The organism is Achromobacter sp. PD1 (assembly GCF_048541815.1).
GTDB classification, from domain to species: domain Bacteria; phylum Pseudomonadota; class Gammaproteobacteria; order Burkholderiales; family Burkholderiaceae_B; genus Achromobacter; species Achromobacter bronchisepticus_A.
The window spans coordinates 6,433,921-6,457,683 of sequence record NZ_CP183349.1; the positions used below are offsets into that span (position 1 = coordinate 6,433,921).

The 23,763-nt window shown below is 64.7% G+C and carries 27 protein-coding genes and 1 pseudogene; 16 read left to right on the forward strand and 12 right to left on the reverse strand.

All coding sequences use genetic code 11. The features are described from left to right. Positions 1–36 precede the first annotated feature (36 nt). Complete coding sequence (locus ACM1PE_RS30320) at positions 37–2,187, forward strand: lytic transglycosylase domain-containing protein (RefSeq protein ID WP_059374139.1); 2,151 nt, start codon at positions 37–39, stop codon at positions 2,185–2,187. After that, on the forward strand, positions 2,184–3,284 hold the full coding sequence (locus ACM1PE_RS30325) for a tRNA CCA-pyrophosphorylase (protein WP_059374140.1): 1,101 nt from the start codon (positions 2,184–2,186) through the stop codon (positions 3,282–3,284). Before ACM1PE_RS30320 ends, ACM1PE_RS30325 begins: the two co-directional genes overlap by 4 nt. 53 nt (positions 3,285–3,337) lie before the next feature. Here the strand turns inward: ACM1PE_RS30325 and ACM1PE_RS30330 are convergent, their stop codons facing one another. The 3 genes from ACM1PE_RS30330 to ACM1PE_RS30340 all read right to left on the reverse strand — a co-directional run bounded on the left by ACM1PE_RS30330 (position 3,338) and on the right by ACM1PE_RS30340 (position 7,454). After that, entirely contained in the window at positions 3,338–4,525 is a 1,188-nt protein-coding gene (locus tag ACM1PE_RS30330) for a class I SAM-dependent methyltransferase (protein WP_419342028.1), read from the reverse strand. A gap of 89 nt (positions 4,526–4,614) precedes the next feature. Continuing rightward, positions 4,615–6,414 (reverse strand): DEAD/DEAH box helicase, encoded by a 1,800-nt coding sequence (locus ACM1PE_RS30335; protein WP_306634562.1) that lies wholly within the window; start codon positions 6,412–6,414, stop codon positions 4,615–4,617. Between the two features lie 278 nt (positions 6,415–6,692). Further along, complete coding sequence (locus tag ACM1PE_RS30340; RefSeq protein ID WP_419342030.1) at positions 6,693–7,454, reverse strand: uracil-DNA glycosylase; 762 nt, start codon at positions 7,452–7,454, stop codon at positions 6,693–6,695. A gap of 473 nt (positions 7,455–7,927) precedes the next feature. Between ACM1PE_RS30340 and ACM1PE_RS30345 the strand changes: the two genes are divergently transcribed. Together ACM1PE_RS30345 and ACM1PE_RS30350 are read left to right on the forward strand one after the other, a co-directional pair. Next, positions 7,928–8,185 carry a hypothetical protein gene (locus ACM1PE_RS30345; RefSeq protein ID WP_419342032.1) on the forward strand — a complete coding sequence of 86 codons (258 nt, stop codon included), beginning with the start codon at positions 7,928–7,930 and terminating at the stop codon, positions 8,183–8,185. Between the two features lie 8 nt (positions 8,186–8,193). Then, complete coding sequence (locus tag ACM1PE_RS30350; RefSeq protein WP_419342034.1) at positions 8,194–8,643, forward strand: hypothetical protein; 450 nt, start codon at positions 8,194–8,196, stop codon at positions 8,641–8,643. On the opposite strand, the gene kptA is transcribed toward ACM1PE_RS30350, so the two are convergent. Beyond that, positions 8,592–9,191, reverse strand: coding sequence for an RNA 2'-phosphotransferase (gene kptA, locus ACM1PE_RS30355; protein WP_419342037.1), 600 nt, complete (start codon positions 9,189–9,191; stop codon positions 8,592–8,594). The genes ACM1PE_RS30350 and kptA overlap by 52 nt on opposite strands. Before the next feature lie 420 nt (positions 9,192–9,611). Here kptA and ACM1PE_RS30360 point away from each other — a divergent pair. The 5 genes and pseudogenes from ACM1PE_RS30360 to ACM1PE_RS30380 form a co-directional block, all read left to right on the forward strand. Continuing rightward, positions 9,612–9,701, forward strand: a pseudogene (locus ACM1PE_RS30360) (hypothetical protein); the annotation flags it as partial. Further along, on the forward strand, positions 9,698–10,231 hold the full coding sequence (locus ACM1PE_RS30365) for a contact-dependent growth inhibition system immunity protein (protein ID WP_419342039.1): 534 nt from the start codon (positions 9,698–9,700) through the stop codon (positions 10,229–10,231). The pseudogene ACM1PE_RS30360 and the gene ACM1PE_RS30365, both read left to right, overlap by 4 nt. Before the next feature lie 111 nt (positions 10,232–10,342). Continuing rightward, a complete protein-coding gene (locus ACM1PE_RS30370; RefSeq protein ID WP_419342041.1) occupies positions 10,343–10,615 on the forward strand; it encodes a hypothetical protein in 273 nt (90 codons plus the stop codon). A gap of 121 nt (positions 10,616–10,736) precedes the next feature. Further along, on the forward strand, positions 10,737–10,940 hold the full coding sequence (locus ACM1PE_RS30375) for a hypothetical protein (protein WP_419342043.1): 204 nt from the start codon (positions 10,737–10,739) through the stop codon (positions 10,938–10,940). A gap of 8 nt (positions 10,941–10,948) precedes the next feature. Next, positions 10,949–11,395, forward strand: coding sequence for a hypothetical protein (locus ACM1PE_RS30380; RefSeq protein WP_419342044.1), 447 nt, complete (start codon positions 10,949–10,951; stop codon positions 11,393–11,395). Between the two features lie 106 nt (positions 11,396–11,501). On the opposite strand, the gene tenA is transcribed toward ACM1PE_RS30380, so the two are convergent. The 3 genes from tenA to nhaA form a co-directional block, all read right to left on the reverse strand. After that, positions 11,502–12,164 carry a thiaminase II gene (gene tenA / locus ACM1PE_RS30385; protein WP_118933250.1) on the reverse strand — a complete coding sequence of 221 codons (663 nt, stop codon included), beginning with the start codon at positions 12,162–12,164 and terminating at the stop codon, positions 11,502–11,504. A gap of 82 nt (positions 12,165–12,246) precedes the next feature. Beyond that, on the reverse strand, positions 12,247–12,636 hold the full coding sequence (locus ACM1PE_RS30390) for a DUF488 domain-containing protein (protein WP_118933249.1): 390 nt from the start codon (positions 12,634–12,636) through the stop codon (positions 12,247–12,249). 66 nt (positions 12,637–12,702) lie between these two features. Next, positions 12,703–13,923: a Na+/H+ antiporter NhaA gene (gene nhaA, locus ACM1PE_RS30395; protein WP_118933248.1), complete on the reverse strand. Its 1,221-nt coding sequence runs from the start codon at positions 13,921–13,923 to the stop codon at positions 12,703–12,705. 230 nt (positions 13,924–14,153) lie between these two features. On the opposite strand from nhaA, the gene ACM1PE_RS30400 reads away from it, so the two are divergent. Together ACM1PE_RS30400 and ACM1PE_RS30405 are read left to right on the forward strand one after the other, a co-directional pair. Next, positions 14,154–14,531, forward strand: coding sequence for a hydrogenase (locus ACM1PE_RS30400; RefSeq protein WP_118933247.1), 378 nt, complete (start codon positions 14,154–14,156; stop codon positions 14,529–14,531). Positions 14,532–14,533: 2 nt separating this feature from the next. Further along, positions 14,534–15,691: a glycosyltransferase gene (locus ACM1PE_RS30405; RefSeq protein ID WP_419342045.1), complete on the forward strand. Its 1,158-nt coding sequence runs from the start codon at positions 14,534–14,536 to the stop codon at positions 15,689–15,691. Between the two features lie 13 nt (positions 15,692–15,704). On the opposite strand, the gene ACM1PE_RS30410 is transcribed toward ACM1PE_RS30405, so the two are convergent. The 4 genes from ACM1PE_RS30410 to ACM1PE_RS30425 form a co-directional block, all read right to left on the reverse strand. Next, entirely contained in the window at positions 15,705–16,169 is a 465-nt protein-coding gene (locus ACM1PE_RS30410; protein ID WP_419342046.1) for an HIT family protein, read from the reverse strand. Then, the gene (locus ACM1PE_RS30415) at positions 16,166–16,615 is read right to left on the reverse strand and encodes a GNAT family N-acetyltransferase (RefSeq protein WP_059374149.1); all 450 of its coding nucleotides are present in this window, start codon (positions 16,613–16,615) and stop codon (positions 16,166–16,168) included. The genes ACM1PE_RS30410 and ACM1PE_RS30415 overlap by 4 nt, the downstream gene beginning before the upstream one ends. A gap of 23 nt (positions 16,616–16,638) precedes the next feature. After that, positions 16,639–18,105, reverse strand: a complete 1,467-nt coding sequence (gene pap / locus ACM1PE_RS30420) for a polyphosphate:AMP phosphotransferase (RefSeq protein WP_419342047.1) — start codon at positions 18,103–18,105, stop codon at positions 16,639–16,641. Positions 18,106–18,190: 85 nt separating this feature from the next. Beyond that, the gene (locus ACM1PE_RS30425) at positions 18,191–19,054 is read right to left on the reverse strand and encodes an MBL fold metallo-hydrolase (protein WP_059374151.1); all 864 of its coding nucleotides are present in this window, start codon (positions 19,052–19,054) and stop codon (positions 18,191–18,193) included. A 123-nt stretch (positions 19,055–19,177) separates the two neighbouring features. Between ACM1PE_RS30425 and ACM1PE_RS30430 the strand changes: the two genes are divergently transcribed. Genes ACM1PE_RS30430 through ACM1PE_RS30450 form a run of 5 tightly spaced genes read left to right on the forward strand, consistent with a single transcriptional unit; the run spans position 19,178 to position 22,458 of the window. Continuing rightward, positions 19,178–19,522 (forward strand): ArsR/SmtB family transcription factor, encoded by a 345-nt coding sequence (locus ACM1PE_RS30430; RefSeq protein WP_059374152.1) that lies wholly within the window; start codon positions 19,178–19,180, stop codon positions 19,520–19,522. Next, positions 19,519–19,950: a YeeE/YedE family protein gene (locus ACM1PE_RS30435; RefSeq protein ID WP_059374153.1), complete on the forward strand. Its 432-nt coding sequence runs from the start codon at positions 19,519–19,521 to the stop codon at positions 19,948–19,950. Before ACM1PE_RS30430 ends, ACM1PE_RS30435 begins: the two co-directional genes overlap by 4 nt. 1 nt (position 19,951) lies before the next feature. After that, on the forward strand, positions 19,952–20,371 hold the full coding sequence (locus ACM1PE_RS30440; protein WP_059374154.1) for a DUF6691 family protein: 420 nt from the start codon (positions 19,952–19,954) through the stop codon (positions 20,369–20,371). Between the two features lie 18 nt (positions 20,372–20,389). Further along, on the forward strand, positions 20,390–21,625 hold the full coding sequence (locus tag ACM1PE_RS30445; RefSeq protein WP_059374155.1) for an NAD(P)/FAD-dependent oxidoreductase: 1,236 nt from the start codon (positions 20,390–20,392) through the stop codon (positions 21,623–21,625). Between the two features lie 8 nt (positions 21,626–21,633). Then, positions 21,634–22,458 carry a sulfite exporter TauE/SafE family protein gene (locus tag ACM1PE_RS30450; protein WP_059374156.1) on the forward strand — a complete coding sequence of 275 codons (825 nt, stop codon included), beginning with the start codon at positions 21,634–21,636 and terminating at the stop codon, positions 22,456–22,458. A 19-nt stretch (positions 22,459–22,477) separates the two neighbouring features. Here ACM1PE_RS30450 and ACM1PE_RS30455 read toward each other — a convergent pair whose 3' ends face one another. Next, the gene (locus ACM1PE_RS30455) at positions 22,478–23,746 is read right to left on the reverse strand and encodes a phenylacetate--CoA ligase family protein (protein ID WP_059374157.1); all 1,269 of its coding nucleotides are present in this window, start codon (positions 23,744–23,746) and stop codon (positions 22,478–22,480) included. Positions 23,747–23,763: the final 17 nt, after the last annotated feature.

A 23,763-nucleotide genomic window follows, 5' to 3' on the forward strand; every position in this document is an offset into this window, starting at 1 on the left:
TGGCGTACGGCAAGGCCAGTGTATGAGGGACAGGGCATGACACAGACTCTGCAACCCGGACGGTATCAGAAAACCGCGCGGAAATCCGGGTCCGCCGCCGCCGCCGAAGCTGCTCCCGGCCTGCGCCGCTGGTTGCCGCTGCTGGCGCTGTTTACCGCGGCCTGTGCGCCCGTGGATGCGCAGCAGCGCAGCGCATCGGTCAACACCCAGCCCCAGCCTCAGCCAGCCGTCCAGGCTGCGCAACCCGCCATTTCCGTGCCGCCCGCGGTGCTGGCCGGCCTGCCGCCGACATCCCAGACCCCCGCGCTGGCCGCCGTGGTCGCCGCGCGCGAAGCCATGAACCGCAAGCAGTGGTCCGTGCTGGGCGCGCTGGTGCCGCAGGCCAAGCCGGATCCGCTGGGCATGTATCCCGAATACTGGCTGCTGCGCTACCAGTTGTGGACCCCGCCCGCCACTGGCCGGCCCACCGCCGACCTGCAGAAGTTCATCAGCGGCAATTCCGACGCCTACCTGGCCGACCGCCTGCGCGGCGACTGGCTGCTGGCCGCGGCCCGCAGCGGGGACTTCGAAACCGTGCGCAAGCTGGCGCCCGTGAAGAACAGCAATGCGCAGATCGAGTGCGCCATCCTCGATGCCAAGCACATGACCGGGCAGCGCGCCACGGCGGCGCAGGCCGCGGCCGTGTTCGCGCCCGGCGGCGCCTGCTGGGCGCTGTACGACCAATTGGTTGCCGACGGCATCATGGGCTGGGAGCAATTGGAGCCCCAGTTGCGCGACGCCATCGAAGCCAACAAGACGGCCGATGCGCGCAAGTTCGCGCAGTACATGTTCGAGCCGGGCGACCTGAAAACCTATGACCTGCTCATGAAGGATCCCATGAAGTGGCTGACGCGCCAGAGCCGTCAGCCAGTGGGCCGCAACGAGAAGGAACTGGTGACCATCGCCTTGGCGCGCCTGGCGCGTTCGGACGTCAGCGTGGCCGACTCCTACTTGCGCCGCGAATGGGGCAAGTCCGGGGACTGGTCCAAGTCCATGGCCAAGTCGAACCTGGCCTGGGTGCGCGGCCAGTACGCGCTGGTCGCCGCGCTGAATCTCGACAGCCGTGCGGACGACTGGTACCACGAGGCCGGCCACATCCGCATGACGGAGTACAACGCCGCCTGGAAGGTGCGGGCCGCCTTGCGCCAGCCCAAGATCGACTGGAAATGGGTCATCGAATCCATCGACCAGATGCCCGCCTCGCAGCAGGCCGACTCGTCCTGGATCTACTGGAAGGCCCGTGGCCAGGCCGCGCGCGGCAACAAGGAACAGGCCGCCACCGCCTACGCCAGCATTGCCGACCGCTTCGACTTCTACGGCCAGCTGGCCGCCGAGGAACTGGGCCGCCGCATCACCGTGCCGCCGCGCCCCGCGCCCCTCAGCGACCAGGAAATCACCGAGGCCCGCGCCAATCCCGGCCTGCGCCGTGCGATCCAGCTGTTCCGCCTGGGCTGGCGCGCCGAAGCCGTGCCGGAATGGAACTTCACGCTGCGCGGCATGAGCGACCGCCAACTGATGGCCGCCGCCGAACTGGCGCGTGCCGAGAACATCTACGACCGCGTGGTCAACACCTCCGACCGCACGGAAAAAGAGTTCGACTTCAGCCAGCGCTTCATCGCGCCCTTCGAGGGCCGCGTCACCGCCAAGGCCAACGCCATCGCGCTGGATCCGGCCTGGGTCTATGGCCTGATCCGCCAGGAATCGCGTTTCATCATGGATGCGCGCTCGCACGTCGGCGCCTCCGGCCTGATGCAGCTGATGCCGGCCACGGCCAAGTGGGTCGCGGGCAAGATCGGCATGAGCAATTTCACGCCCGACAGTGTCAACGACTTCGACACCAACACCGAACTCGGCACCAACTACCTCAACATGGTGCTGCGCGACCTGAATGGTTCGCAGATGCTGGCCAGCGCAGGCTATAACGCCGGCCCGCGCCGTCCGCATAACTGGCGCTCGACCTTTACGCATCCGGTGGAAGGCGCGATCTTCGCCGAAACCATCCCGTTCAACGAGACGCGTACCTACGTGAAGAACGTGATGTCCAACTCGGTGTATTACGCGGCCATGTTCACCGGCCAGTCCCAGTCCCTGAAGGAACGCCTGGGCAACATCGTGCCGCTGGGCGCGGAAAGCACCTCGATCCCATGACGCGGGATCCGGCCACGGACGGCCTGCAGGTCTATATCGTGGGCGGAGCGGTGCGCGATGCTCTGCTCGGCCTGCCGCCCGGCGACCACGACTGGGTCGTGGTCGGCGCCACGCCCGAGGACATGGCGCGCCGCGGCTTCGTGCCGGTCGGCGGCGACTTCCCCGTGTTTCTGCATCCGCGCAGCAAAGAGGAATACGCGCTGGCGCGCACCGAACGCAAGTCGGGGCGTGGCTACAAGGGCTTCACGTTCTATACCGGCGCCGACGTCACGCTGGAAGAGGATCTGCGCCGCCGCGACCTCACCGTCAACGCCATCGCGCAGAGGCAGGACGGCGAGCTGGTCGATCCCCTGGGCGGCGCCGCCGACGTGCGCGATCGCATCTTCCGTCACGTTGGCGAGGCCTTTGAAGAGGATCCGGTACGCATCCTGCGGCTGGCCCGCTTCGCGGCGCGCTTTGCCGATTTTTCCGTGGCGCCCGAGACCCTGGCGCTGTGCCGCAGCATGGTCGAGGCCGGCGAGGCTGACGCGCTGGTGGCCGAACGGGTCTGGAAGGAATTGTCGCGCGGCCTGATGGCGGCGGCGCCGTCGCGCATGCTGGGCATATTGCAGCAATGCGGCGCGCTGGCCCGCGTCATGCCCGAGCTGCAAGGCGTGGAACAGACCGCGGCCGATGTGGATCGCGCGGCCTCGCAGGGCCTGTCGCTGCCGGGGCGCTATGCCTTGCTGTGCCGGCTGACGCCCGAACGCGATGCCATGGGCCGTCGTCTGCGCGTGCCTACCGAATGCAACGATTACGCACGGCTGTTGCCGGAGGTGCTGGCGGGCCTCGATGCCGTGGAACAGGGTGGCGATGCTGCCGATGCGCAACTGGCGCTGATGGAGCGCGCCGATGCGTTGCGCAAGCCGGAGCGTTTTCTGGATTTGCTGGACACGGCTGCCGTGCTGCGTTCCGTGGACCGCGCGGCCTGGCAGTCGCGCGTGGCGATCGTACGCGGCGTGGATGCCGGGGCCATCGCCAAAGCTTGCGCCGGGGAGCCAGCGCGCATCAAGGAGCAGGTGCGCGCCGCGCGCCTGGAGCGCCTGCGGGCGCAGTGATTCCGCTATCGATTTGAAACGTGGCGGCCATGCATGCGGGCCGCCACGCGTTTTTACAGCTTGCCTAGCCGGTCGCCGCGCGAGAACCCTGCCAGCGGTTCAGTAATGTCGCGTCCCACCGCCAATACCTTGAACAGTTCGCCCATCTCCGATTCGGACAGGAGTTTCTGCACGGGCGCCACGGCCTGCGCGTATTGCTGCACGTCGCTCGGGTCCAGTTGCGCCAACAGATCCATCAGCCCCGCGTTCATCAGGAAGCGGGCCTGCGAGGTATAGCCCAGGACCTGCAGGCCGGCCTCGAGCGCGGCATCCGCCATGGCGGTGAAATCGACATGGGCGGTGATGTCCTGCAAGCCCGGCGCGGTGAATGGATCCCCGTGGGCGTGGTGGCGCAGGTGGCACATGAGCGTGCCGCCGGCGCGCTGCGGATGGTAGTACTCGCTGCGCGGAAAGCCATAGTCCACCAACAGCGCCGCGCCGCGCTCCAGCCAGCCGCCCATGGCGGCGATCCAGGCTTCGCCTTGCAGGTTGATCTCGGACACGTAGCCGGGCAGGGCTGGCATGCGGGCGGCGACGGCGGCGGCCAGCGCCGGCGGTGCGGGTCGGTCTTCCCAGACGAAGCCTTGCGCGGCGTCCACCGCCACGCCGCGTTCCAGCACTTCGCCGGTCTCGCTCCAGCGGAAGATCGACACCGGCATCGCGTCCAGCACTTCGTTGGCCAGCACGCAGCCGGCAAAGCGCTGGGGCAGCGCGTCCAGCCATTGCACACGCTCGCCGAATGCCGCCAGCCGTTCAGCCTGGCGGGCGCGCAGGTCGGCCGACACTTCCAGGATCAGGTAGCGGGTCTGATCCAGGCCCATCGCGTCCAATTCGCGTAGCACGCCTTCGGCCAGGGCGCCGGTGCCGGCGCCGAATTCCAGCACGGCGTCGGTCTGCGTCTGGCGCAGCACCTGGGCCGCCTGGCGGGCCAGTGTGCGGGCGAACAGCGGCGTCAGCTGGGGCGCGGTGACGAAGTCGCCGGCGGGCGCGCGGACGTCACCGTCGGCGTCGGCCAGCTTGACGTTGCCGGCCGCGTAATAGCCCAGCCCGGGCGCGTACAGCGCTTGCGCCATCCAGTGGTCGAACGACAGCCAGCCGCCGTGGGCGGCGATGGTGGCGCGCAGGTGAGCCGCTGCGGCAGCGCTGTGTTCCTGGGCGGCGGGAGAGAGGGCGGGCAGGTTGGCGGGGGCGGATCGTTGCATGGTCGGGCGGTGCGTGGACAAGCGGACATTTTCCCAAAAAACAAACCCCGCGACAGGCGCGGGGTTTGTGTTGGGCTCAAGCGGGCGGATTAGCCGCGGCGGTCAGCCGGCTTGGCGAAGCGCTTGGCGGGGCCGCCGGGGCGCTTGTCGAACGAGGGCTTGCCACGGAAACCGCCTTCCGGACGGTCGCCGCCGCGGAAGCCGCCTTCACGCTGCGGACGGTCGCCGAAGCTGGGACGATCGCCAAAGCTCGGGCGGTCGCCGAAGCTGGCGCGGTCGTTGTAGCTGGGGCGCGAATCGCGGTCGCCGCCACGGAAACCACCTTCACGCGGGCCGCGCTCGCTGAACGGGCGGGCATCGCGCTGGGGGCGGTCGCCATAGCTCGGACGGTCGCCGAAGCTGGGGCGCGAATCGCGGTCGCCGCCGCGGAAGCCGCCTTCGCGCTGGGGACGGTCACCGAACGGGCGGTTGCCCTGGTAGCCGCCTTCACGCTGCGGACGGTCGCCGAAGCTGGGGCGATCGCTGAAGGAACGGGCCGGGCGGTCGCCGAACGGGCGATTGCCTTGGTAGCCGCCTTCGCGCGGACCGCCCTCGCGGTTGCCTTGATAGCCGCCTTCACGCGGCTTGAACTCGCCACGCGGGCCGCCGAAGGAACGGCCTTCGCGGTTGCCTTGGTAGCCGCCGCCGGGACGCTTGCCGAACGGCTTGCCGCCGCGCGGGCCGGCGCCGCCAGCCGAGGGACGCGGGGTGCGCTTGGGTTCCAGGCCGGCGATCACTTCAGGGGTGATCGATTGGCCGATGTAGTGCTCGATGCGGCGGACCTTGTGGCGCTCGGAATGCGTGGCCAGCGTAAAGGCCAGGCCGCTGCGGCCGGCGCGGCCGGTACGGCCGATACGGTGCACGTAGTCTTCGGCTTGCATCGGCAGGTCGAAGTTGACGGCGTGGCTGATGCCTTGCACGTCGATGCCGCGGGCAGCCACGTCGGTGGCGACCAGGATGCGCAGCTGGCCGCGCTGCAGTTGCGACAGCGTGCGGGTGCGTTGGCGCTGGTTCATGTCGCCGTGCAGGGCGGCGGCGGCAAAGCCCTGGTCGGCCAGGCGGTCGGCCAGATCGTCGGCGCCGCGCTTGGTCGACGTGAAGACGATGGCCTGGTCCAGCGAGGCGTCGCGCAGCACGTGGTCCAGCAGCTGCATCTTGTGGCTGGCGTCGTCCGCGTACAGCAGGCTTTGCGTGATGTTGGTGTGCTTTTCCTTGGCGCCGGCGATCTCGATGCGCTGCGGCTCGCGCATCATGCGCGAGGCCAGCTTGGCGACGGTGCCGTCCAGCGTGGCCGAGAACAGCAGCGTCTGGCGGCCTTCCGGCAGGCGGCTGACGATGGTCTCGATATCTTCGATGAAGCCCATGTCCAGCATGCGGTCGGCTTCGTCCAGCACCAGCGTGTGCACGGTGTTCAGCTTGACGCGGCCCGAGTTCAGGTGGTCGATCAGGCGGCCGGGGGTGGCGACCAGCACGTCCACGCGGCGCGACAGCGCCTTCAGCTGCGCGCCGTAAGGCATGCCGCCCACGACGGTGGCGGTGCGCAGGTCGGCCAGCTTGCGGCCGTAGGTGGCGGTGGCGTCCGTGACTTGCAGGGCCAGTTCGCGGGTCGGGGTCAGCACCAGCACTTGCACGCCGACGCCCTTGTTGGCGGGCATCTGGGCGATGCGGTGCAGGGCCGGCAGCATGAAGGCCGCGGTCTTGCCGCTACCCGTCTGCGAGGACACCATCAGGTCGTGGCCAGCCAGCGCTTGCGGAATGGCCGAAGCTTGGACAGGAGTGGGGGAGGTGAAGCCAGCGTCTTGAATGGCCGACAACAGAGCGGGCGCAAGACCCAGGTTTTCGAAAGACATTACTTTCCCTTGCCGCAATCAATGCGACGCAGTGCTTGGTCGGGCCAGGGGATTAGGCGGCCGGATCCAGGCGACGGTTGATGGAGCATCGTGCCGACCGAATCAACCATGCGCGTGGCGCGTTCTCGTGTACTGAGTGGAACGCAGGGCGAAAGGAAAGGAGGTCAGGAATCGATGATAGTTCGGCATGGGGCCGGGACTGTGTCACCCGGCAGACTGCGAAAACTTCCGCTAAATCAAGGCGGTAAATGCCGAACTCGTTTTGTGCAGTGCGGCGATCATAACCCGAATTCGCCCTGCATGGGAATTATTTTTTTGTCCAGCGCCCAATCAATAGGGTTTTTCCCTTGGTTGGTCAGCCACTGATTGGTGGCCAGGAAATGGCCACAGCCCAGGAAGGGCACCGGGGGCCGTCTGGCGGACAGAGGGGAGGGGTGGTTGGACATCAGGACCAGGTGGCCGCTGTTGTCCGGCAGCAACGCCCGCTTGGCCTGGGCATGGGCGCCCCACAGCATGAAAACCTTGGGCGACGGGTCGCGCGCGACCAGAGCGATCAACGCGTCCGTCACCGTTTCCCAACCGCGCTTGGCATGCGAAGCGGGCTGGCCGTCTTCCACGGTCAGCGCGGTGTTCAGCAGCAACACGCCCTGATCCGCCCAATCGCTCAGATCGTTGCCCGCCGGCACGCGGGTGCCCGGAAACTCCTGGGCGATCTCATTGAAGATGTTGCGCAGGCTGGGCGGCCGCTTGCAGTCGTCCGGCACCGAGAAGGCCAGGCCTTGGGCCTGGCCCGGGCCGTGATAGGGATCCTGCCCCAGGATCACCACGCGCACGTCCGACGGCTCCAGGCCGTGCAGGGCGCGGAAAGGCGTGGCCGGATAGACCACCGCGCCTTCTTCCAGGCGCTTGTCCACATGGGCGATTACGCCGGCCAGCGCGTCGGCCACGGCGCGCGTCGCGAAAGCGGCTTTCCAGGCGGGGGAGAGCTGTGCGGCCTGAGTGGTCAGGGAGGAAGGGAGCAGGCGGTTGTCCAGGTGCATGGGCGCAATTGTGGCACAGCCCTTCGAGGGCGCCGGATGGCGGCATTCAGGGCCGAAAAAGGGCCTTACCCCTGTCAACTATCAGAATTTTCTGGTGCGGGAGCGCTCTTCAATCGCTTAACTTGCCACAAATATTGCAGACCAGAATTCGCGCGTTGAGCCAAACAACCAAAACCGCGCATCTGCACGCAGTCCATCCCCAATGAGAACGACCGAACCCTTGCGGGCAGGCGGAATAGCTGCGCGCGGTGACGGTTTCATCAAGAAAAATATTGAATTAATAACTTTCAAATGAAGTTGATGTCAGTGGCGTTGCTGGCGATGTTCGCCATCCCCCTTGGCCGCCCAACCCATACCGCCCGTGTGACCGTTCCCTTGTATGCGCCTGCCCTATAAGGCACCACGGACATGCCCGCCTCGATCTGCTTGGTGGTGCCGCCGTAGATGACCGGCTCGTCCAGGCGGTCGATGAATTGGCTGATGCACTAAAGGCGGGAACTGTTCGGCCGAATCAGCTTCCTGTTGATTATGTGGATATGAATGGTACTCGTCTTATTTTGAACACGCGGACTTCGACGGCGCTTGAGCAAGCTGGAATTCCACGTAGCGAATGGTTTGGGCGAAATCAAACGGGCGTTGAAGCCTATGGAGGAAAGACATTCAATGATTTAGCTGCAGATCAATTGAGAAAAAACAAACTGCCGCCAACAGGTGCGGAAAAACTGAAGTAGGTGCGTTCATGAAAATTGGTAAGCCAAAACTAATTTTTAATCCATATGATTGGCTGCCAGGTTATGGTGAGTCAAAAGTATCATTTCGTTCTTTCGGGCTAGATGTGGTGCTGACCGTCGAATATGATAGGGACGTACCGAACGCGGAAGGCCGTGATGCTGTTAAGAAGATGCGACGGGAGATCACATTTAGAGCCGTGCGATTTTTTATGCGAACCCCATTTCCTGGGAATCTGATTTTTGATTTTCATGGTGATCCAAGTGAATATGGGCTCGGAGAATTAACAGAGTTTTTGGATTCCGAGTTGATCGGTTCTAGCACGGATGCATGTCGCGCTGTATTTTCTTGCAGGGCTTCAGAAGTAAGGCACTTCAGCATTCAGTTTTTGTCTGAAAATGTCGCGTTTCATGTGTTGGCGGAAGCTGTCTCTCTATCGGATGAAGAATTGGTTGCTTGATCCTCTTCTACGATGGAGCTGCTGGGTACCTCGGCCGTTAACCAAACCCCATTCTCGGCTTGAAAGAACTTGAAGCCCTGTTGATACATTCGCAGGGCAAAAATTCTCAGTACTACAGGTTGCCCATGGCGCTGCCCAACCGCGATAGCTGTTGGCTTGTCTGTCGACAGATGCACATGGTGCCGAGAGCCTGCGATTAATCCTTGCTGTCGGATTGACGTTAAGAAGCGTGTGGTGGTGCCATGATAGAGAAACTCAGGAGGTTCTTTCTCTATATGTTGAATGCGTACGCTCGATGTTGAGTGACCCTGCGCCGCGCGAATACACAGACCATCATTCGAAATGCTGAAGCGCTTCTTATCACTATTGCTGACGACTGCATGAATCAGGGCCCTATCTAAGGAGCGCCCGTATTTGGCCGCGCTCACTATCAAGCATTCAATATCCACCCAACCTTCGCTATCTAGCTCCAGGTCGATAGCATGTGGCTCATGTCTGAGTACATAACTAAGAAACTTGCTGATCTCGTTGAGTCGCTTGGTATTCATGTCGCTTGAAGAGTCGATGTGGTTTGCTAGCTGATAATTCTCGCCGGTCTGCGAGTTTGCTCACAAATTAATGTGAGCTAATGGCAGTGCTCCAGCGAGAAAAGACAAGGAAAATTGAGTTTTTTCAGGCGCTGACGTTTTCTCGTGAACGCATCGAAGGACACTGATACCCCCCCTTTGAGTCACGTAGTGCTTGAAACTGCCATATGGTGACGCATCGGTCAATGCCTGAGCTTGCTTAGCATAGATTTCAGATTTGATTTTTGCTGGAAGTCGACAGCCTCAGAATAGAGACGCCACCAGGTGTGGGTAGTAACAACTGGCACGCAAACGAGGCTCGTGTAGTGGCATCGACAGCCGAATCGCAAGCTTCGTTCCGGTAGACACTGCTCGGCGGAATTTCCGAACCTTCCCAAGGCCACCACAACGGCGCAATGGGCGGAAATTAGCAAGGCATCTAAATATGCCGAAAGTCAAGGCGTAAAACTGAAAGTGACGGTGATCGAATGAAAAATGAAATAGTGCCTAGAGCTTGGGCGAGTGTGAAACTGAATAAGGAGTTTCTTTGTATCCAAACCTATTCGGGCTATGGAAGTAGCCGGGCTGATTACAAAGGCGCCATGTATCTAATGTCTCCCGATGCTGCTGATCAAGAGGTTGGTGAAGCTGTGCTAGATGCCCTGTCAAAAAGCCGCTTTGTTTTGCCGGAGCCAAGGACGGATGTCTGGATCCATCCGGCGGCTACATTCGATAGAGATTTATATGATCTGGATTCCATGATGAAGCGCTATAAAGATTGGGTTGTGGGGCTGATGGGCAAATACGGATATAAGACCAAGAGGCCGCTATTTAAAGATATGAAGAGTTGCAATGTGGAAGGTAAGCTCGGAATTTTGAAAATGACACCAAGTCATCACGAAAAACTGGAGGCTTGGAGCGGTGATGGATTCACCGAGTCTGATAATGTCGTCATTGCCGCAGATAGTTCGCCTGATCAAGTAGGCTTTGCTCTTCGTTTGGCGCTGAGTCGCTGCACATGAATAAATCTGCAACATAGAAGCAAGAGGCCCGGCCGGCATCGCAAGCAAGAGTTGGGAGAAAATCATCGATTCCGCAAGCCGCCCTGGTGGCAAAGATCTGGGGTTCTAAAGATGGCAAGTGAAATGGTGGTAATCGTTCTTGGAGATGAGTACGACAATGCTCTCAGGGACGCCCTCCGTGCCGTTCTAGCAAATAGCGGTGCGGTTGAGATTGACAAATCTTGGGGAGTCGGTGGGTCTCAAGAAATCGAGCGTCTAGTCGTCGCGCTCGGTGACGCATCTATATCGATTGAAGCAGAGACCTTTGTCGGGATCACTATTTCCGGACCGAAGGGGGTTGTGGAGGATATTGCTTTGCAAGTTAAACGCAGATTGTTGGTATGAAAATAGGATGCCAACCTAAAATTCTCCCGTTGATAGTGTGGGTTGGCTCCAATTTTTGTCTGAGCTAGCCCGGGTTTTCCGGACACCCGAAGAAGTAGACAATACTTGAAGGAGGTGTCCCATGGATAAATCCAAGCCCGAAGGTAAGCCGCTTGAAGCCAAACGCCAGTATCACAGTCGAGAGTTCAAGATCGAGGCGGTGAGACGACTGGAGGAAGGCAAGGTGCTGGGCGTGAAGCGCTCGATCATCTACCGATGGAAGAAAGAGCTGGCGACAGTCCGACAGAAAACAAAATTCAGAAATATGAGTTGGGTGAAAGAATGAGCTTTAGCATGAATTTGTCCCATGAGGTACTGACAAGGTTTGATGAGGCGGGATTGCTCGGAGAGATAGAAATCAATGGATATAAGGAAAATTTCTTTTCTCCGGTGAGATTCTGGTCTCGTATGGATTATCTGAGGAGCTGGAAGAAATCACTGGACCAGGGGTTGCGAGATCGTGGGCATGCTGCTCTGGCGACATCTATGTATGATCCGGATTCATGCAATTTTGTATTTTGTTGGGTGATTTATATCGAGGGTGAGCAGGCTCACATTCAAAATAATGTACTGCTTTTGAATGAGTTGCCAGTTCCGTTTGTCCCGGAAGATATAAATCTACATGTTTCTGCGAGGAAGGAAATCAATGATGATGGGATGAAGATCTCTCAGTGGAACGTTGATACTGCCTCGATTGCAAAATTTTCTGAAATATTGGGAAAGTGGATTTCAGAAAAATAAACACGCCCCAAACCCGTTGAAACAAAAACGCCAGGCATCAACAGCCTGGCGCTCAAGTGTGCCGCCAAAGCCTGGCGGCGGCGGCTCAGAAGTCGCTACCCTCGATTCAAACCGGCCACCCATCCTGCCGATAAGCCGAATCCCAGAACATCCATTCCAGCTGCGCGGCACGCGTATACGCGGCGTGCATCTGCGCCAGCGTTTCGGCGGACGCCTTTTCGGCGACGCGGTCGACCGTGGTGATGACCCGGCGCACCAGGGCGTGGAAGTCCTCGCAGGCATAGGCCTCGATCCAGGCCGAATAGGGATTGGGTTGGGCCGCGCGCGCATGGATTTCGCGGCCGATCTCGGCGTAGATCCAGAAGCACGGCAGCAGGGCCGCCAGCGCTACCGGGTACGGCGCGCTCCAGGCGGTGGCGATCAGGTAGCTGGTGTAGTGGTGGCAGGCCGGGGTCAGTGGCGTCGCTTCGAAGGTGGCGTCATCGATGCCGAACTGCTTCAGGAAGCCCGCGTGCAGCGTGCGTTCGGCCACCACCGCGCCCTTGGCGGCGTCGGCGAACTGCACCACGCCGTCGGCATCGTCGGCCTTGGCAGAGGCGATGGCCAGCGCGCGTCCGAAGGCCACCAGGTAGTGCGCGTCCTGGATCATGTAGTGCTTGAATGCGTTCTCGTCGAGCTGGCCGCTGGCCAGTTCGCGGTTGAACGGCATGTCGCGCGTGGTTTCGTAGAGTGCGGCGTTGCGCGCCCAGGCGTCGGAGCTGAAAGACATGGGGTTCCTCAAGACAGACTGTCGGCGTGCGGCTGCGCGCCGGTCGATAAAAGCGGGCTAGGGTAGCAAAACGTGGGGGGCGTCAGGCCTTGCGCTTGCGGTGATGCCGGACATAGTCCTGCAGGACCTCGCGCAGCACCACGGCCTGGTTGTGTTCAGTATTGCGGGCGCCGTAGAGCAGGGTCAGCGGACGGTCGCCGGCCGCGTCCAGCAGGGCAGCCATGCGGGCCTGCTGTTCGGGTTCCGCCAGTTCGGCCTGGTAGCGCTGGCGGAATTCTTCCCAGCGGTCTTCGATGTGGCTGAACCATTTGCATAGTTCCAGGGTGGGCGCGATGTCGCGGGCCCATTCGTCCAGGTGCAGGTCCGCCTTGCGCAGTCCGCGCGGCCACATGCGGTCCACCAACGCCCGGTAGCTGCCTTCCGGGCCCAAGCCCTCGTAGACGCGTTGCACAGCGATGGCGGACGGTTTCATGGCGGCTCCAGGGAAGGGTGGCGGACCTCGTTACTTTAGCGCCCGCCGTCCCTACTCAACCGGCGTTCAAGGATTTTCCGCGGCGCCGGCGCGCGTGCCGCAGGTGCGCAGCACCAGGAAGCCGACCACGGCGGACGCCAGCGAGCCCGTCAGCACGCCGATCTTGGTGGCGTCGATGGCGGCCGGGTCGCTGAACGCCAGGGCGCCGATGAACAGGCTCATGGTGAAGCCGATGCCGCACAGCAGCGACACACCGTACAGCTGCATGTAGCTGGCGTGGCGCGGCAGGGTGGCAATGCCGCTCTTGATGGCCAGCCAGGCAAAGCCGAACACGCCCAGCTGCTTGCCCAGGAACAGGCCCAGCGCCACGCCCATGGGCACGGGCGCCGCCAGGCTGCCCAGGCCCATGCCGGCGAACGAAACGCCGGCATTGGCGAAGCCGAAAATCGGCACGATCAGCAGGGCGACCGGCTTATGCAGCGCATGTTCCAGCGCATGCAGGGGCGAATGCGCGCCCGGATGGCCCTGGTTCTGCGGGCGCAGCGGAATGGTCAGCGCCAGCGCCACCCCGGCCAGCGTGGCATGCACGCCGGACTTCAGGACGAAGTACCAGAGCACGGCGCCGATCAGCAGGTACGGCGTCAGGCGCAGCACGCCGGAGCGGTTCAGGCAGAACAGGCAGACCAGCAGGGCGCCCGCCATGCTCAGCGCGAACACGTTGAGTTCGGCGGTATAGAACAAGGCGATGATGACGATGGCGCCCAGGTCGTCCAGGATGGCCAGCGCCGTCAGGAAGATCTTCAGCGAGGTCGGCACGCGGCTGCCCAATAGCGCCAGGATGCCCAGCGCAAAGGCGATGTCGGTCGCGGCCGGAATGGCCCAGCCGCGCAAAGTGCCGGGGCTGCCAAAGTTGATCAGCACGTAGATCAGCGCGGGCAGCGCCATGCCGCCCAGGGCGGCGATGCCGGGCAGCACGATGCGGGCGGCGCCGCGCAGCTGGCCGTCCAGGACTTCGCGCTTGATCTCAAGCCCGACCAACAGGAAGAACACCGCCATCAGGCCGTCGTTGATCCAGTGCAGCACGGTTTCCTTGAGCACGACCGGACCTGCCTGGAAGCCAAGCTTGGTCTCCAGCACGCTGAAATAGGCCGGCGCGGCCGGGCTGTTGGCCACCACCAGGGCGACCAGCGCGGCCAGCATCAGGACATAACCGCCCAGCGCTTCGGAGCGGAGAAACGATTGCAGGAACGAGACCGGCTTGTGGGGAGGGACGGTAGGGGCGCTCATGCAGTACCGCCCTTGCTTACGTTTTGATAAGATGCGCGTTTCATTCCTGAATTTTACCTGAATCCAACTTTCGGGATTCCTCTACTTCGTCGAACATCTTTCAATTATTCGAAAAAATAGCTCATCAGCGTCGAATATTTGGCGTTGCTTGTCCGGCGGCCAAACCCCTTTCCCTCGAATCCCGACCAGTCCGTGGCTCGCAACGCCGCCTGGCGACTCATGCTAGCCAAATGCCATTACGCCCTCTTACGGTATTGACCTACACGCCTGGCAAACCCGGCGCCGCGAGCCGTCTGGTGGATGTCGGCGACGCACTGGTCGTGCCTGCGGCGCCGACGCCGCACGGTGTCTATCAAACCCGTCAACTGATTCCCAGCGCGCGTCTGTTGGGCTGGGCCCGCTCGGGTGCGCGCTTTGAACTGTCCCGCACGGGCGCGGCCCGCGTCTGGTCCGAAGGCCGGATGCAGGCTTCGGAGTGCCCACGCGATCGCGCCAGCGCGGGCGCGGCCGAGTTGAACCAGGAAGACATCGCCTACCTGGAGGCCTACCTGTTGTCGCAGGGCCGCCGCTGGAGCGACGCGCACGCCACCCATAGCGGTCATCCCTGATCATGCGCGATCCCATCGAATCGTTCCAGCGCGTGGCCGCCACGGATACGCGCCTGCGCATCCTGCATACCGAAGCCGCCACCTCGTTCGGCGGCCAGGAGTTCTGCATCTACAAGGAAATGATCGCCATGCGCGAGCGCGGCCATCATCTGGAAGCGGTTTGCCAGCCGGATGCGGAGCTGGGCAGGCGTCTGCGCGAGGCCGGTTTCACGGTGCATCTCGTCCCCATGGACGGTCCGCTCAATTTCGTGCGCTGCGTCGCCTTCGTGCGCCGGCTATTGCACAGCGGCCGTTTCGACGTGGTCAATACGCACAGCCGGCGCGACACCGTCCTGGGCGCCATCGCGGCGCGGCTGGCCGGCACGCCGCTCATCGTGCGTACCCGCCATCTGGCCAAGCCCATCAATTCCCTCTACGCCTACACCTGGCTGGCGCACCGCGTCATCGCCGTCAGCCGCTACGTGCGCGGGCAATTGCTGGACGGCGGCGCGCGCCCGGACGCTGTCGCCACCATCCATTCGCCGGTGGTGCTGCCGCAGGTGCACCCTGGCGTCTGCGTCAGGCGCGAACTCGGCTTGCCGGAGGACGCGCTGGTGGTCGGTTGCGTGGCCGTCATGCGACCGGACAAGGGCCATTGTGACCTGATCGACGCCTTCCATCGCATCGCCGCCACGTTTCCGAATGCCCATCTGGTGCTGGTGGGCGAAGGCCAGCCCATGGCTGGGCAGCTGCAGGCGCAGGCGGCGCAACTGGGCCTGGCGCCGCGGGTGCATTTCACCGGCCGCCGCGACGATATCGGCAATGTGCTGACGGCCTTCGATGTGTTCGCGTTGCCGACGCGGCGCGAGGCCTTGGGCACCGTTTTCATCGAGGCCGCGGCCATGGGGGTGCCGGTGGTGGGCGCCAACGTGGGCGGGGTGCCGGAAACCATGGAGGCCGGCGTGACCGGATTGCTGGTGCCGCCCAGCGATCCGGCGGCATTGGCCAGCGCGCTGGAAAGTTTGCTGGCCGATCCGGCGCTGCGCCGCCGCATGGGCGATGCGGGCCGTGAGCTGATCCGGGGCCAGGGCCGGTTTTCCGCCGAACGCGCGGCTGCGCTGGTGGAACAGGCTTACGCCGGCTGGCTGGCGGAACTGCGGGGGGCTGCGCGCGCCGCCTGAGGCGGGCGGCGGCTCAGTGCCAGAGCAGGGCGTTCATGGCCTCGACCAGCCGGTCCCGGTAGCGCGGCAGCAGCGCCTGCACGCGCGCCTGGCGCTCTTTCCATTCCAACGATTCGGCGCCGGTGGCGATGCGCGGCGGCGCCCAGATCGGGTCGGGAAAATGGCGGTCGCCGCGCCAGCGCGGGATCACGTGCCAGTGCAGGTGCGGCACCATGTTGCCCAGCGAGGCCAGGTTGATCTTGTCCGGTCCTAGGACCGATTGCTGGGCTTCTTCCACCACGTACACGGCCCGCATCAGCAGGTCGCGGCCGTGGGTGGACAGGCTGGTCATTTCGGCCAGATGGCCGTTCCAGATTACCCGCGTGAAGCCCGGATAATCGGCGTCGGCGACCTCGATGATGCGCAGGTGCGGACCGCGCCACAGCAGCGTGCCGCCGTCTTCCTGGCACAGCGGACAGTTGGGGTCGCGTGCGCTCACGGCATCACCTTGCGGTACTGGATGAAGCCCGAGCGGTCGGCGATGCGGTCGTAGAGCTGAATCGCGGTGGCGTTGGTTTCATGGGTCAGCCAGTAAACGCGCGCGCAATTGGCGGCGGCCGCCTGCGCGTACACGTGCTCGATCAGCTTGCGGCCGGCGCCGGTGCCGCGCACGTCCGGGTCCACGTACAGGTCCTGCAGATAGCAATAGTCGCCCGCGGTCCAGGTGGAGCGGTGGAAGATCCAGTGCACCATGCCGACGGCCCGGCCGCTTTCGTACGCCAGCGCCGCGTGCATGGGTTCGGCGGGGTCCAGGAAGCGCGCCCAGGTGTTGCGCGTGACCGCGTCGTCGATGTTGACGCGATAGAACTCCTGGTAGCCCTTCCATAGCGGCAGCCAGGCTTCGAAGTCGGCGGCGACGATGGGACGGATTTCTGCGGTACTCATGGCTTGCGGCCTCCAGGCGGGATTCAGAGTTGATCTTCCATGGCTTCGACGATGTGTCGCAGCACTTGCAATCGAGCGTAGCGCTTGTCGTTGGCCGAAACCAGATGCCACGGCGCGTGCGCGACGTCGGTGCGCGTCAGCATTTCGTTGGTGGCGGCCGCGTAGTCCTTCCATTTGTCGCGGTTGCGCCAGTCGTCGGGCGTGATCTTGAAGTTCTTGAAGGGCGAATTCTCGCGCTCCTTGAAGCGCTCCAGCTGCACGTCGGGCGTGACCGCCAGCCAGAACTTCAGCACCAGCGCGCCGCTGGCGGCCAGTTGGCCCTCGAAGTCGTTGATCTCGGCATAGGCGCGGCGCCAGTTGGCCGGCGCGGTCAGCTTCTCGACGCGCTCGACCAGCACGCGGCCGTACCAGGAGCGATCGAAAATGGCGATGCGTCCATGGCGCGGCACGTGGCGCCAGAAGCGCCACAGATAGGGCCGGGCCAGTTCCTCGGTGGTGGGCGCGGCGATCGGCGTGATGTCGAACTGGCGCGCATCCAGCGCATGCGTCACGCGCCGGATCGCGCCTCCCTTGCCGGCCGCGTCCTGGCCCTCGAACACCAGCACCAGCGAGCGTTCCTGGAATTTCTTGGAACGGGCCGCGCGCGCCAGCCGCCCTTGCAGCAGGCCCAGTTCGGATTCGTAGTCGTCCTTTTCGGTCTTGGCGTTGTAGTCCAGGTCGCCCAGGCGGTCGACGATGCGCGTGGGGCTGGCATGCGCCACGAAGGCGGGCGGGATGCGCGGCACGCCGCGCTGGCGCATGGCAGCCAGCACCGCTTCGGCCGTACGCGCCGCGCGCATGTCCTCGTCGGCGCTGGGGATCACGACCCAGGGGGCGTGGCCGCTGTCCGTATGGTTCAGCACCACCTGGCCGGCGTTGCGGATGCGGTCGTATTTCTTGTAGACCTTGAGATCGACCGGGCTGACCTGCCAGGAGGTTTCAGGGCTGGCCAATAATCGCTCGGCACGCGCTTTCTGGGCCTGGGCCGACAGATGGAACCAGAGCTTGACGATCTGGACGCCCTCGGCCGCAAGCATGGCCTCGAAGCGGCGGATCGCGGCGGCCTGGGCTTCTATGCTGTTCTGGTCAGGCTTCTTGCGCGTGGCTTCGAGCACCAGCGGCGTATACCAGGAACCGAAGACGATGCCGGTGCTGCCCTTGGGCGGCAGATCGTGCCAGTAGCGCCAGAAGGGCGGACGCTCTAGCGCGGGGCCTTCGCGCGGTCCGTAGGCCAGCGTCTTGATATGGCGCGGATCCATCCATTCGTTCAGCAGGTTGACGGTGGCGCCCTTGCCGGCGCCGTCGATGCCGGCGATGACCACCAGCAGCGTCTTGTCCGCGTTCTGCAGGCGCTGGTATTGCGCGTTCAGCAAGGCGACGCGCAGCTTCGCTTCCAGCGGCTTGAATTCTTCCTTGGACAGGCTGGGGTCGGCTTCGGCTTCTGCAAACATGGGGGGATCCGTCTGATCGGCAATTCTGCGATCAGCCGATCTTGCGGGATAAGCCCCAGGCGCGCAAGCCCGGATCGCGGCGCGGTCAGAGCGCGTCGACGGGGATCTTCAGGTAGCGCACGCCGTTGTCCTCGGCCGGCGGGAAGTGGCCGGCGCGGATGTTGACCTGGATGGCGGGCAGGATGAGGGTGGGCATGGAGAGCGTGGCGTCGCGCCGGGTGCGCATGTCCACGAATGCATCTTCGCCTATGCCGTCGCGCACGTGGATGTTGGCGCGGCGCTGTTCGGCCACCGTGGTCTGCCAGGAGGCTTCGCGCCCGGCGGGCGGGTAGTCGTGGCACATGTACAGCCGGGTTTCGGCGGGCAGGCTCAGAAGGCGCTGGATGGAACGGTAGAGCTGATGGGCGTCGCCGCCGGGGAAGTCGCAGCGCGCCGTGCCCACGTCCGGCATGAACAGCGTGTCGCCGACGAAGGCGGCATCGCCGATCAGATAGGCCATGTCGGCCGGCGTGTGGCCGGGCACGTGGATCGCCTGCGCCGTCAGCGCGCCGATGCGGAAGGTCTCGCCGTCCTTGAACAGATGGCCGAACTGCGAGCCGTCCAGCTGGAACTCCGGCTCCAGGTTGAAGATCTTCTTGAAGACGCCCTGCACGGTCTGGATGCTTTGGCCGATAGCGATGACTCCGCCAAGCTGGCGCTGCAGGTAGGGCGCGGCCGACAGGTGGTCGGCATGGGCATGGGTTTCCAGCAGCCATTCCGTCTTCAGGCCGTGCTGGCGCACGTAGTCGGCCACGCGGTCGGCGCTGGCGGTGCTGCTGCGGCCGGACTTGGGATCGTAGTCCAGCACCGAGTCGATGATGGCGCAGGCGCCGCCTGGCGCGGGCTCATGCACCACATAGGTGACGGTGGCGGTGACGGTGTCGAAGAAGGCCTGGATCTGGGGAGACATGGACGCTCGCGTCGCAGCGAGTGGCTGCATCAGGAAACAATATATGTATTTCAATAATATTGTTGAATATTATATTAGTCAATATAATGATCAAATCCTACCCAGCAGATTGATGCGCATCAAATGAATCATGTCCTGACCGAGTGCGAAGCCGCCGCCCTGCGCGAATCCGCCTCCCAAGCTTGCGCCTTGCTCAAGGCGCTGGCCAATGAAGACCGCCTGCTGCTGCTGTGCCAACTGGTCCAGAACGAGCGCAATGTGAGCGAGCTCGAATCGCTGACCGGCATCCGCCAGCCCACCTTGTCCCAGCAGCTGGGCGTACTGCGCGACGAAGGGCTGGTCGCGACCCGGCGCGAGGGCAAGTACGTCTATTACCAGATGGCCAGCTTCGAGGTCAGCCAGGTGATGAAGACCTTATCCAGTTTGTACTGCGGCCGGACCATGGAGTCACTGGAGTCACTGAAATGAGCATTGCCTGGACCTCCTTCACTCCTGTATCCGCCGGCGCGGGCGGCTTGCTCATCGGCGCCGCGGCCGTGCTGCTGATGGCGGGTGCGGGCCGCATCGCCGGCATCAGCGGCATCCTGGGCGGGCTGCTGCCTCCCGAGCGCGGCGGCATGTGGCGCGTGGCCTTCCTGATCGGCCTGTTCGCCGCGCCATGGCTGTACCGCCTGGGCAGCGCCTTGCCGCCCGTCGTGGTCGAAGCCAGCACGACGCGCCTGATCGTGGCGGGCCTGCTGGTGGGCATCGGCACCCGTTACGCCTCGGGCTGCACCAGCGGCCATGGGGTCTGCGGCGTGTCGCGCGGATCGCGCCGCTCGCTGACCGCCACCGCCCTGTTCATGGCTGCCGGTTTTGTCGTGGTCTATGCCACGCGCCATCTGGGAGGACTCTGACATGGTTGCGCTGATCGCTTTCGCGTCAGGCCTGGTATTCGGGCTGGGTCTGATCATTTCCGGCATGGCCAACCCGGCCAAGGTGCTGGGCTTTCTGGATATCGGCGGCGCCTGGGACCCGTCGCTGGCCTTCGTCATGGGCGGCGGCGTGCTGGTCACGGCGGTGGGCTTCGCTTTCCTGCGCCGCCGCCGCGCCAGCCTGTCGGGCGAACCCCTGCGCTGGCCCACGGCCACGCGCGTGGACCTGCGCCTGGCCGCGGGCAGCCTGGCGTTTGGCGCGGGCTGGGGGCTGGCCGGCTTCTGCCCGGGGCCGGCGCTGGTGGCGGCATCCGCCGGCGTGTCCGAGGCCCTGATCTTCGTGGCCGCCATGGTTGCCGGCATGGCAATATTTTCAGTCCTGGAAAAATTCAAAAGCCGGTAGACCGGCAAGGAGACAAGCATGCCGATAGCAGAGGCGCAGCGCGATTTCGATGTGGTGGTGGTGGGCGGAGGATCGGCGGGCATAGGCGTCACCGCCAGCCTGCTGCGCCGCCGCCCGGACCTGCGCATCGGCGTGATCGAACCCAGCGACAAGCACTACTACCAGCCGGCCTGGACGCTGGTGGGCGGAGGCGCCTTCGACGTCGCCAAGACCGTGCGCCCGACCCGCGAAGTCATGCCCAGGCGCGCCACCTGGCTGCAGGCGGCCGCGGCTGGCTTCGAACCCGAGGCCAACCGCGTGCTGCTGTCCGACGGCCGGGCGGTGAGCTACCAGCAGCTGATCGTCTGCCCCGGCCTGCGCCTGGCCTGGGACAAGATCGAGGGCCTGGCCGACACGCTGGGCAAGAATGGCGTCAGTTCCAACTACCGCTACGACCTGGCGCCCTATACCTGGGAACTGGTGCGCGGGTTGAAGGGCGGGCAGGCGCTGTTCACGCAGCCGGCCATGCCCATCAAATGCGCCGGCGCGCCGCAAAAGGCCATGTACCTGGCCTGCGACCACTGGAAGCGCACCGGCGTGCTGGACCGCATCGACGTGGAGTTCGACCTGGCGGGCGCGGCGCTGTTCGGCGTGCCCACGTTTGTGCCGCCGCTGATGCGCTATGTCGAAAGCTACGGTATCGCGCTGGCCTTCAACTCGGCGCTGGTGGCGGTGGACGGCGCGGCACGCAAGGCCTGGTTCGATCTCAAGGACGCCGACGGCGCGGTGACGCGCGTGGAAAAGTCCTTCGACATGCTGCACGCGGTGCCGCCGCAGGTGCCGCATGACTTCCTGAAGAACAGCCCGCTGGCTGACGCCGCCGGCTGGTGCGAAGTGGATCCGTCCACGCTGCTGCACGTGCGCCACGGCAACGTATTCGGACTGGGTGACGGCATTTGCACCAGCAATGCCAAGACCGCCGCGGCCGCGCGCAAGCAGATCGTCACGGTGGCCGAAAACTTGCTGGCGCTGCGCGAGGGCTACGCCATGCCGGTCAAGTACGACGGCTACGGCTCCTGCCCGCTGACGGTGGAGCGCGGCCGCATCGTGCTGGCTGAGTTCGGCTACGGCGGCAAGCTGCTGCCCACCTTCCCGCTGGACCCGACCGTGCCGCGCAAGAGCGCCTGGTTCCTCAAGGCCACGATGCTGCCCTGGATCTACTGGAACGGCATGCTCAAGGGCCGCGAATGGCTGGCCCGTCCGCTGGGTAACTGAGCGTCTCCATGATCGATACGGTGTTGGCCGCCAGCGCGGCGCTGGGGGCGTGCGTGGGCCTGATACTCGGGCTGACCGGCGCGGGCGGCGCCATCATGGCGGTGCCTCTGCTGGTCTTCGGCCTGCACTTGCAGGTGTCGCAGGCCGCGCCCATCGCCCTGTTGGCGGTGGGGCTGTCGGCCGCCCTGGGCGCGGTGCTTGGCCTGCGCAAAGGGCAGGTGCGCTATCGCGCGGCGGGCTTCATGGCCGTTACCGGCATCCTGGTGTCGCCGCTGGGTCTGTGGGCGGCGCGGCGTTTGCCCAATGCGCCGCTGGCCATCATCTTCGCCGGCGTGCTGGGCATGGTGGCTTGGCGCATGTGGAACCAAGGCAACAAGCCGGCGGCGCAGGCCGCGCCGCGCACGCCGCCCTGCCAGCTCAACGCCAGCACCGGCCGGCTGCGCTGGACCGCGCCCTGCGCGCGCGCCTTGACGGGTGCGGGGCTGATCGCGGGATTCCTGTCCGGCCTCTTGGGCGTGGGGGGCGGCTTCGTCATCGTGCCCGCGCTGCGGCGCGCTACCGACCTGACCATGCAGGCCATCGTCGGCACGTCGCTGGCCGTGATCGCGCTGGTGTCCGCCAGCGGCGTCGTGGCCGCGGCGGCGGGCGGGCATCTGGACTGGCGTATCGCCGCGCCTTTCACGGCGGCGGCGGTGCTGGGCATGCTGGGCGGGCGCAAGGTGGCCGACCGGTTTCCCCCGCGCCGCCTGCAGCAGAGCTTTGCGCTGTTCGCGGGCCTGGTGGCCGTGGCGATGCTGGTGAAGGGCGTGCTGGCGCTGCTCGCGGCCGCATGAGGCCGCGAGCCCGCGTCGCTTACTCGTAGGTGCGGATATCGTCGATGACCTTGCCGTCGTTCGGCAGGCCATCCGCATCCACCCATTCCACGTCGCTGCGCAGCTTGGTCACGTCGCGCACCGATTCGGCGATGCGCTTGCCCAGCTCTTCGCTGCGTACCCGCGATTCCACTTTGAGCACCATGCGGTCGGACCCCGTGCTGCCGCTGATCACCAGCCGCGCGCGCAGGATCTCGGGATGGCGGCGCGCCACGTCGGCCACCTGCGACGGATGCACGAACATGCCGCGCACCTTGGTGGTCTGGTCCGCGCGCCCCATCCAGCCCTTGATGCGGGTGTTGGTGCGCCCGCAGGGCGAAACACCGGGCATGACGGCGGACAGGTCGCCGGTGCCGAAGCGCACCAGCGGATAGTCCGGATTCAAGGTGGTGACCACGACCTCGCCGACTTCGCCGTCCGGCACGGGTTCGCCGGTGCCGGGGCGCACGATTTCGACAATGATGTCCTCGCCCAGAACCAGGCCTTCACGGGCCGGGGTTTCAAACGCGACCATGCCCAGGTCGGCACTGCCGTAGGCCTGGTAGCCGTCGATGCCACGCGCGGCCAGCCAGTCGCGCAGCGACGGCGGAAAGGCTTCGCCGGACACCAGCGCGCGGCGCAGCGAATCCAGCTTCACGCCCAGCTCGTCGGCTTTTTCAAGGATGATCTTGAGGAAGCTGGGCGTGCCGGTATAGCCGGTGGGCGCCAGGTCCTGGATCGCGCGCACTTGCTGTTCTGTCTGGCCAGTGCCGCCGGGAAACACGGTGCAGCCCACGGCATGCGCCGCGGTTTCCATCATGGAGCCGGCGGGGGTGAAGTGATACGAAAAGCAGTTGTAGGCCAGCTCGCCGGCGCGGAATCCCGCGGCGTGCAGGGCCCGGGCGAAGCGCCAGTAATCGCTGCGCGCGCTTTCCGGCTCGTAGATGGGACCGGGGGACGCGAACACCCGCATCGCCTCGCCCCAGCCGATGGCGGAGAAGCCGCCGAAGGCTTTCTGCGGTCCGGCAGGCGCGGCCGCGTCGGCGCGGCTGTGCTGCTGGCGTTCCAGCAGTTCGTGCTTGCGCAGCACCGGCAGGCCCGCGAGGGCCGCGCGCGACGTGATGGCGGCGGGGTCGATGCCGCGCAGCTGCTCGGCGATGGCGGGCGCGCGCGCAATGGCCCGCGCGATCGCGCCGGGCAGGGCGGCCATCAGCTCGCGCTCGCGTTGCTCGGGCGCTCTGGTTTCGAGAACATCAAAAAACTGGGACATGGGATCACACCCTCTCG

Excerpts from the sequence above, each read along its gene's own strand:
- ACM1PE_RS30320 (WP_059374139.1), top strand. The coding sequence starts at position 37 with ATGACACAGACTCTGCAACCCGGACGGTATCAGAAAACCGCGCGGAAA.
- ACM1PE_RS30325 (WP_059374140.1), top strand. The coding sequence starts at position 2,184 with ATGACGCGGGATCCGGCCACGGACGGCCTGCAGGTCTATATCGTGGGC.
- ACM1PE_RS30330 (WP_419342028.1), bottom strand. The coding sequence starts at position 4,525 with ATGCAACGATCCGCCCCCGCCAACCTGCCCGCCCTCTCTCCCGCCGCC.
- ACM1PE_RS30335 (WP_306634562.1), bottom strand. The coding sequence starts at position 6,414 with ATGTCTTTCGAAAACCTGGGTCTTGCGCCCGCTCTGTTGTCGGCCATT.
- ACM1PE_RS30340 (WP_419342030.1), bottom strand. The coding sequence starts at position 7,454 with ATGCACCTGGACAACCGCCTGCTCCCTTCCTCCCTGACCACTCAGGCC.
- ACM1PE_RS30350 (WP_419342034.1), top strand. The coding sequence starts at position 8,194 with ATGAAAATTGGTAAGCCAAAACTAATTTTTAATCCATATGATTGGCTG.
- kptA (WP_419342037.1), bottom strand. The coding sequence starts at position 9,191 with ATGAATACCAAGCGACTCAACGAGATCAGCAAGTTTCTTAGTTATGTA.
- ACM1PE_RS30365 (WP_419342039.1), top strand. The coding sequence starts at position 9,698 with ATGAAAAATGAAATAGTGCCTAGAGCTTGGGCGAGTGTGAAACTGAAT.
- ACM1PE_RS30370 (WP_419342041.1), top strand. The coding sequence starts at position 10,343 with ATGGCAAGTGAAATGGTGGTAATCGTTCTTGGAGATGAGTACGACAAT.
- ACM1PE_RS30375 (WP_419342043.1), top strand. The coding sequence starts at position 10,737 with ATGGATAAATCCAAGCCCGAAGGTAAGCCGCTTGAAGCCAAACGCCAG.
- ACM1PE_RS30380 (WP_419342044.1), top strand. The coding sequence starts at position 10,949 with ATGAATTTGTCCCATGAGGTACTGACAAGGTTTGATGAGGCGGGATTG.
- tenA (WP_118933250.1), bottom strand. The coding sequence starts at position 12,164 with ATGTCTTTCAGCTCCGACGCCTGGGCGCGCAACGCCGCACTCTACGAA.
- ACM1PE_RS30390 (WP_118933249.1), bottom strand. The coding sequence starts at position 12,636 with ATGAAACCGTCCGCCATCGCTGTGCAACGCGTCTACGAGGGCTTGGGC.
- nhaA (WP_118933248.1), bottom strand. The coding sequence starts at position 13,923 with ATGAGCGCCCCTACCGTCCCTCCCCACAAGCCGGTCTCGTTCCTGCAA.
- ACM1PE_RS30400 (WP_118933247.1), top strand. The coding sequence starts at position 14,154 with ATGCCATTACGCCCTCTTACGGTATTGACCTACACGCCTGGCAAACCC.
- ACM1PE_RS30405 (WP_419342045.1), top strand. The coding sequence starts at position 14,534 with ATGCGCGATCCCATCGAATCGTTCCAGCGCGTGGCCGCCACGGATACG.
- ACM1PE_RS30415 (WP_059374149.1), bottom strand. The coding sequence starts at position 16,615 with ATGAGTACCGCAGAAATCCGTCCCATCGTCGCCGCCGACTTCGAAGCC.
- pap (WP_419342047.1), bottom strand. The coding sequence starts at position 18,105 with ATGTTTGCAGAAGCCGAAGCCGACCCCAGCCTGTCCAAGGAAGAATTC.
- ACM1PE_RS30425 (WP_059374151.1), bottom strand. The coding sequence starts at position 19,054 with ATGTCTCCCCAGATCCAGGCCTTCTTCGACACCGTCACCGCCACCGTC.
- ACM1PE_RS30430 (WP_059374152.1), top strand. The coding sequence starts at position 19,178 with ATGAATCATGTCCTGACCGAGTGCGAAGCCGCCGCCCTGCGCGAATCC.
- ACM1PE_RS30435 (WP_059374153.1), top strand. The coding sequence starts at position 19,519 with ATGAGCATTGCCTGGACCTCCTTCACTCCTGTATCCGCCGGCGCGGGC.
- ACM1PE_RS30440 (WP_059374154.1), top strand. The coding sequence starts at position 19,952 with ATGGTTGCGCTGATCGCTTTCGCGTCAGGCCTGGTATTCGGGCTGGGT.
- ACM1PE_RS30445 (WP_059374155.1), top strand. The coding sequence starts at position 20,390 with ATGCCGATAGCAGAGGCGCAGCGCGATTTCGATGTGGTGGTGGTGGGC.
- ACM1PE_RS30450 (WP_059374156.1), top strand. The coding sequence starts at position 21,634 with ATGATCGATACGGTGTTGGCCGCCAGCGCGGCGCTGGGGGCGTGCGTG.
- ACM1PE_RS30455 (WP_059374157.1), bottom strand. The coding sequence starts at position 23,746 with ATGTCCCAGTTTTTTGATGTTCTCGAAACCAGAGCGCCCGAGCAACGC.